Below are 6,791 nucleotides of genomic sequence, written 5' to 3' on the forward strand. Positions count from 1 at the left end.
TGATCCATTGATTACGGTGAAAGCACCTGGAAAACTCTATATCGCAGGAGAATATGCGGTTGTAGAGTCAGGATATCCAGCGATTATTGTGGCGCTAAACCAATTTGTTTCAGCGTCAATTGAAAAAACTAAAAATATTGGTCGGATCGTTTCTGAACAATACCATGAGAATTCTATTATTTGGCGACGCGAAGGTTCTAAAATGGTTTTTGATAATCGTGATAATCCATTCCATTACATTCTTTCGGCGATTGCGATCACTGAAGAATATGCAAGCAACCTTCACAAAGATCTCGGCCTCTATAATTTATACATCAATAGCGACCTTGACAGTGCAGATGGTAAAAAATACGGTTTGGGCAGTTCTGCAGCAGTTACCGTTGCGACAATTAAAGCATTGGCGAAATTTTACCATCTACCATTAACTAAAGATATTCTCTTTAAGTTATCTGCAATTGCCCACTTTGATGTTCAAGGAAACGGATCATTGGGTGATATTGCAGCCAGTGTCTATGGTGGTTGGATTGCCTATCACTCCTTTAATCGTGACTGGCTCGCTGTCCAACGACGACAGACCACGTTAATGGATTTATTAGAGAAAAAATGGCCTGGTCTTGATATCGAACTTTTGACACCTCCCGCAGGTCTTAAACTCATGATTGGTTGGACGGGCTCCCCCGCTTCCACTTCCCATTTAGTTGATAAAGTGGCAATGGGCAAAGTAAAAGACCATCGCGAGTACCAAGTCTTTCTTAAAGAAAGTAAAGCTTGTCTTAAAGAAATGATCAAGGGATTTCATGATCAATCAATTACCGTCATTCAAAATCAATTACGAATTAACCGAAAAGTTTTAAAGAAGCTTAGCGACTTTAGTAACGTTTTAATTGAGACGCCAACGTTGAAAGAAATGATTAATGATGCCGAAACAGCCGGTGGAGCTGCTAAAAGTTCTGGCGCTGGTGGCGGTGATTGTGGAATCGTTTTAATCGATCAAAATCGCCCAACAGAAACGTTATTAACCACATGGCAAAAAAAGGGAATCAAACAATTAAACTTCAATGTGCATAATGTGACCGAACTTTAAGGAGAGCAACCTATGAAAGATATTCAATCTCACCGAAAAGATGAACATGTTTCTTTAGCAGAACACTTCTACCAAACGCAATCCACAGCTGGATTTCAACAAGTTCGTTTGTTACCGAATACACTTCCAGAGATCAGTCAAAAACAAGTCAGCTTAAAAAGCCAAATCGGGGGAATCGTTACAGATTACCCTTTTTATATTGAGGCAATGACTGGTGGAAGTGACTATACTGGTAAACTGAATGCCAGTTTAGCCAGAATTGCAAAAGCAACTCACCTGCCTATGGCTGTGGGTTCACAAAGTATTGCAATTCGGGAACCCAGATTACAAGACACTTTTCAAGTTGTTCGTCAGATTAATCCCAATGGGTTGATCCTCGCAAATATTGGTGCTAATCATTCACCTACTGAGGCACAAAAGGCTGTTGATATGATTCAAGCCGATCTTCTTGAAGTTCATGTAAATGCTATTCAGGAGATAATCATGCCTGAAGGTGACCGGGCCTTTAATTGGTTACAAAATATTGGTGAAATTGTCCAACATGTTTCCGTCCCCGTTATCGTTAAAGAAGTCGGCTTCGGTATGACTAGAGAAACAATGCAAAAACTTAATTCCGTTGGAGTTCAGTTTATAAACGTTGCTGGCCGTGGTGGAACAAATTTTGCCAAGATCGAAAATGCTCGCCGCCATGATAAAGCCTATAGCTATTTACAGGATATTGGATTAACAACGGTGGAATCCTTGTTAGAATCACAAGCACTTCAAAATGAGTTAAAAATCTTTGCCTGCGGTGGCATTCGAACACCTTTGGACATGGTTAAAAGTTTTGCTTTAGGTGCTAATATGGTTGGTGTTGCTGGTGCTATTCTGCATTCGCTCTTAAGAAATGGTGAGGACGATACCATTACCCTCATTACCAGCTGGCAGTCGCAACTCAAAGATTTATTAACGATTCAGGGTGTCCAAACCATTCAACAATTAAACTTTAAAAATCTTATTTTTGATACCTCACTAAGTCACTATTGTGAGCAGCGTCAAATTAAACTCTTCTAACTCGAAAGAGCGCCAGACAACATTTGTCTGACGCTTTTTTTCTTAATTTTAAATTTATTTATTGACACTAAAGCGTAGTTTTTTAGGATAAAAGTTCTTAACTACGCCATTAACCACTTTTCCAAAACCAATCGTTAATTTATGGCAAGTTAAAACATGCCAGCCATTAGCTATTTCTGAGATGGTAAATGTATCACCGTGAACATAGTCTGCCCATTGTGTTTCAGTAATTGAAACTGGGTTCTGAAAATCTTTTGGTTGAAATGCCAAAGCTAAAGGTAATGCGGGTTCAAACCGATTTTTCTTAAACACCCCAAGATTGACTCCTGGCCGTGTTACCTGTAATTTGGTAAGATCTGGTAAGCCAGCTGGCATTGCATACAAATGATCGCCAAATGCCAACAAACGAGAATCATCAATCTTAATTGACAACAATTGATCAGCAACTTTATGCCAATCCTGTCGTTGTGGTCTCGTCACATTACTCTTCTGCGGCTTAGGCTCTTTAATCTCAGAATCTGTAACTTGCTTTTGTAACTGAGCGATAAAATGGCCTTCCCCTCGCATTTGATGAGGAAATATTCTGAGGGTCTTAGTCAATTCAGAATTACCATCCGCCCACTCAGGACGACCATCTGTCATTCCCGGATACTTTTTGATTGGTAAAAGTTTTAAATCTGAATATTCTTGTAACAACCAAGCCATATTCTGTTCGTCTTCCTCGGGTGCAAATGTACATGTTGAATAAATCAAACGGCCACCAGGCCTCAACATTGACAATGCACTCTTTAAGATTTTTCTTTGCCGACTAGCGCAAGATAGTGGATATTCAAGTGTCCAATATTGTACCGCTTCGTGATCCTTACGAAACATTCCCTCCCCAGAACAGGGCGCGTCAACAACTACGACATCAAAAAATTCCGGAAAATGTTTTTCCAAACTATTTGGAGACTCGTTTGTCACAATTGTATTTTGTAGACCAAATCTCTCCACATTTTCAGCTAAAATTCCAGCTCGTTTTCGATTAATTTCATTTGAAACCAACAGACCCGCCTGATCCATATAACTTGCTAAATGAGTTGTTTTCCCACCTGGAGCTGCGCAAAGATCTAAAACGCGATCACCAGGTTTAGGATGGGCTACCTCACCTACATACATGGCACTGGGTTCTTGACTATAAATCAGCCCGCTTTGATGATCAATTGTTTTCCCACTTACAGCTCCATAATAACCAAACTGACAATAAGGAACCGGGTCAGTCGTATCATGATCAGTTGGTTGAATCTTATTTTTTAAAGGATTTACTCGAAAACCTCTAGTTGGCTCACCATTTAAAGCCTGAAAAAAAGCTGGAGCTTCATCTTTTAATAGTTTTGTATACTTTTGAACAAAAGCTTCTGGTAATTGCATAATTCCACTCATTTCTAAAATTGATAGCATCCATCTTAAATCTATGTTAGTTTAAATTAAGATACATTACTTTTATTATAAAGCTTATTGGAGTTGAATAACATGCCACAAAAATTAATCACAATCGATCTTGACGGAACCACCCTTAATAATCAAAATCAAGTTTCCCCAAAAACAATTCAAGTAATTAAAAAGGCAAGTGCTGCCGGTCATATAGTAAGTATTGTAACTGGACGTCCTTACCGAATTTCTGAGAATATTTATGACCAGTTGCAATTAAAGACGCCCATGGTTAATTTTAACGGTGCTCTAACTCATATTCCCCATCAACATTGGGCTGGTGAGTATAAACGAACCATCAATAAAGCGATTGTTTTTGATATGATGGCTAATCGAAAAAAATTACAATTAGAAATGATCGCTGCTGAAGGTAAACATACTTATTTGGCTGATCATTTACCCCCATCATCTCTAGATTTCTTTCCAACTACTTTGAATCAGAATCAGCATCTTTCCCGAAATTCACTCAAAAGAAATCCTACCTCCATGATCCTTTTTGTGGCCCCTCATCAAGAACAGGTTGTGCGAAACATTGTGATGCATAACTATGGCGCCCAAGTCGATATTGGTGTTTGGGGTGGTCCTAACAGTGTCTTAGAGGTTGTCTCAAAAGGTATTCAAAAGGCTAAAGCTGTGGCTTATATTGCTCACCAATATCATATTGATCGTCAAAATATTATTGCCTTTGGGGATGAGCATAATGATGCTGAAATGCTAGATTATGTCGGTCGTGGGGTTGCCATGCAAAATGCAACACCCATCATCAAAGGGATTGCTAATGACGTTACTGAGTTTGATAATGATCATGACGGTCTGGCAAGATATCTAGAAAATTATTTGTATTTAGCTAATTAAATTTTGTTTAAAAAGGAGTAACCCGCGACGGTCACTCCTTTTTAGATAGGCAATTTATTTTTCATCACTTCTCAAAATACCGCCGTCACTATAACGGTCTGGACGCATTTCGTTTAACACAATGTGAATATGTTCAGCAGGAGCCCCAGTGTTCTTCGATACAGCACTGGTAACATCTTTCACTAAGTTGCGTAACTGATCAGTAGAACGCCCTTCAATCAAATCAATATGTACTAATGGCATATTATGATACCTCCTCATTTGTTTTATCCATTGTCGCAATCTTTTCCATAAATTTCAAATAATATTTTATGCTAAAATGAGAGTCATATATATAAACGTATTTTTCGAGGAGGAAATTTAATGACAAATCAATCCAATCCCTATTCAGCCTGCACTAGTTTTCTAGCTGGCCGTTTGGCAACCACCGATGGTTCTACTTTAATTGGCCGAAATGAAGACTCACAAGCTGCCTGGCCCAAACATTTTGTAGTCCACCCCCATCATGAATATTCTGAACCGCAAATCTTTAAATCTACGGATAATGGCTTCACACTTAACCTTCCTAAAATTTCCGCTAAATACACGGCAACTCCCGAATGGACCGATAAATTCGGCTTATTTGAAGAAGATGGCATCAACGAATATGGCGTTGCAATGAGTGCCACTGAAAGTGCTTATACAAATAACCAAGCGTTGGGTGCCGATCCCCTTGTAGAAAATGGGATTGGCGAAGAAGCAATGGTCACCGTTACATTGCCCTATATCAAAACTGCTCGTGAAGGCGTCGCTTATTTAGGAAACATTGTCGAAAAGTACGGAACGTCTGAAACAAATGGCATTCTCTTTTCCGATCAAACTGAAGTCTGGTATATGGAAACTGCTGCTGGTCATCAATGGGTGGCTCAACGAATTCCTGATGATGCCTATGCAGTCGTGGCCAATCAGCTTTCAATTCAAGAAATTGATTTTGATGATGACGATAACTTCATGACCGTTCCAGGTTTGACTGAGTTCGTTGCCCAAAATCATTTAAACACACAAACTAGTGGCTTTAACTTCCGAAATATTTTTGGAACTAATGATCTGTCCGATGAATTTTACAATAATCCGCGGGTTTGGTACGGGCAAAAGCTATTGAACCCTCACACAGAGCAGCAACCTCAAAGCCATGAATTGCCTTTCATTTGTCATGCCGAAAAACTAATTCAAGTAGCTGATGCCAAACAGATTTTAAGTTCCCATTTTCAAGGAACTCCCTTTGATCCAATTGGCGTTGGCAACTCTCGAGAACGAACTCAATATCGACCAATCAGTTTAGCTAAAACGCAAGAATCACATATTTTGCAAATTCGGCCAACCCTACCAACAGAAATTGCTGGAATTCATTGGCTGGCTATGGGTGTTGCTGCTCAGAGCCTTTATATTCCGTTTTACGCAGGCATTAAAGACACCCCTGCCAGTTACAAGCGTGGCAACAAAACTTTCCAACCTGACTCTGCCTACTGGATTTACAAGCAGGCTGGTGTTCTGGTAGATACCAACTATTTAGACTTTGGCTCCTTACTTGAAGATGTCCAAAATAAAGTTAGTCAGCAACTCAATCAAAATTTGCAGATCAGTGATAAAATGGCCCGCAAACTTGAGGGCAAACAACTGGAAAATTATTTAACTAGTCAAAGCAACCAAAATGCAGATCTAGGTCTGCAAGCCATGCAACAATTGACGGCCCAACTAATCACAAAAATGACTGATTTATCACCACTAAACTTTAAACAAGATATGAACTTATAACTTAATCTTTAAATGGTTATCAACCTTGTTTTTTAAGCTATCTCTTGATTCTTCAAAAAAATATTTGTGAGACAAAAACCAAATTGAAAAAGTTAAGCTGATAAAAAAACTACTGCTTCCACCAATAACATGGCGAATGCAGTAGTCTTTTTTTAAAGTTTCATTTAAAAATACCAGCCGAATTTACAATTCAAGTGCAACACCTGATCAGCTAGACCAAAAATAGACAAAATAGGCCATGGAGACCTAGACTTAAAGTGACTAAGCTCAAGAAAGGAGTCTCCATGACCCAAACCAAGAATAGCACTATGTCTGTTTATCAACAACTAAAACCCGAAGAAAGAGGTATGATCCAAACTTTAAATCGCCAAAATGTTCCCGTTCGTGAAATCGCTAGAGAGCTTCACAGAAGTCCTAGTACGATTAGCCGTGAATTACATCGCGGAACGGTTAAACAACGCGATACTAACTACTTATTTTTCACTAACTACTATGCTGATGCCGGTTGTAAAAGGCACCCGTAAAATGTAGGAAA

Annotated in this window: 6 protein-coding genes and 1 pseudogene; 5 read left to right on the forward strand and 2 right to left on the reverse strand. The window is 39.1% G+C overall.

The genetic code is table 11. From position 1 onward, the window contains the following. Positions 1-7: 7 nt before the first annotated feature. The gene (locus IV84_RS03940) at positions 8-1,084 is read left to right on the forward strand and encodes a phosphomevalonate kinase (RefSeq protein ID WP_056986135.1); all 1,077 of its coding nucleotides are present in this window, start codon (positions 8-10) and stop codon (positions 1,082-1,084) included. Positions 1,085-1,096: 12 nt separating this feature from the next. Further along, positions 1,097-2,137, forward strand: a complete 1,041-nt coding sequence (gene fni / locus IV84_RS03945; RefSeq protein ID WP_046871783.1) for a type 2 isopentenyl-diphosphate Delta-isomerase — start codon at positions 1,097-1,099, stop codon at positions 2,135-2,137. 54 nt (positions 2,138-2,191) lie between these two features. Here the strand turns inward: fni and IV84_RS03950 are convergent, their stop codons facing one another. Beyond that, a complete protein-coding gene (locus IV84_RS03950; protein ID WP_046872537.1) occupies positions 2,192-3,547 on the reverse strand; it encodes an RsmF rRNA methyltransferase first C-terminal domain-containing protein in 1,356 nt (451 codons plus the stop codon). Positions 3,548-3,649: 102 nt separating this feature from the next. Between IV84_RS03950 and IV84_RS03955 the strand changes: the two genes are divergently transcribed. Further along, positions 3,650-4,462: a Cof-type HAD-IIB family hydrolase gene (locus IV84_RS03955; RefSeq protein ID WP_046872538.1), complete on the forward strand. Its 813-nt coding sequence runs from the start codon at positions 3,650-3,652 to the stop codon at positions 4,460-4,462. Between the two features lie 54 nt (positions 4,463-4,516). Here IV84_RS03955 and IV84_RS03960 read toward each other — a convergent pair whose 3' ends face one another. After that, the gene (locus tag IV84_RS03960; protein WP_080945593.1) at positions 4,517-4,723 is read right to left on the reverse strand and encodes a 2-hydroxymuconate tautomerase; all 207 of its coding nucleotides are present in this window, start codon (positions 4,721-4,723) and stop codon (positions 4,517-4,519) included. 102 nt (positions 4,724-4,825) lie between these two features. On the opposite strand from IV84_RS03960, the gene IV84_RS03965 reads away from it, so the two are divergent. After that, positions 4,826-6,256, forward strand: a complete 1,431-nt coding sequence (locus IV84_RS03965; RefSeq protein WP_046870575.1) for a C69 family dipeptidase — start codon at positions 4,826-4,828, stop codon at positions 6,254-6,256. Between the two features lie 308 nt (positions 6,257-6,564). Beyond that, positions 6,565-6,699 (forward strand): annotated as a pseudogene (locus tag IV84_RS11410) (helix-turn-helix domain-containing protein); the annotation flags it as partial. Positions 6,700-6,791 lie beyond the last annotated feature (92 nt).

The sequence above is a fragment of the Pediococcus damnosus genome, assembly GCF_001437255.1.
GTDB classification, from domain to species: Bacteria; Bacillota; Bacilli; order Lactobacillales; family Lactobacillaceae; genus Pediococcus; species Pediococcus damnosus.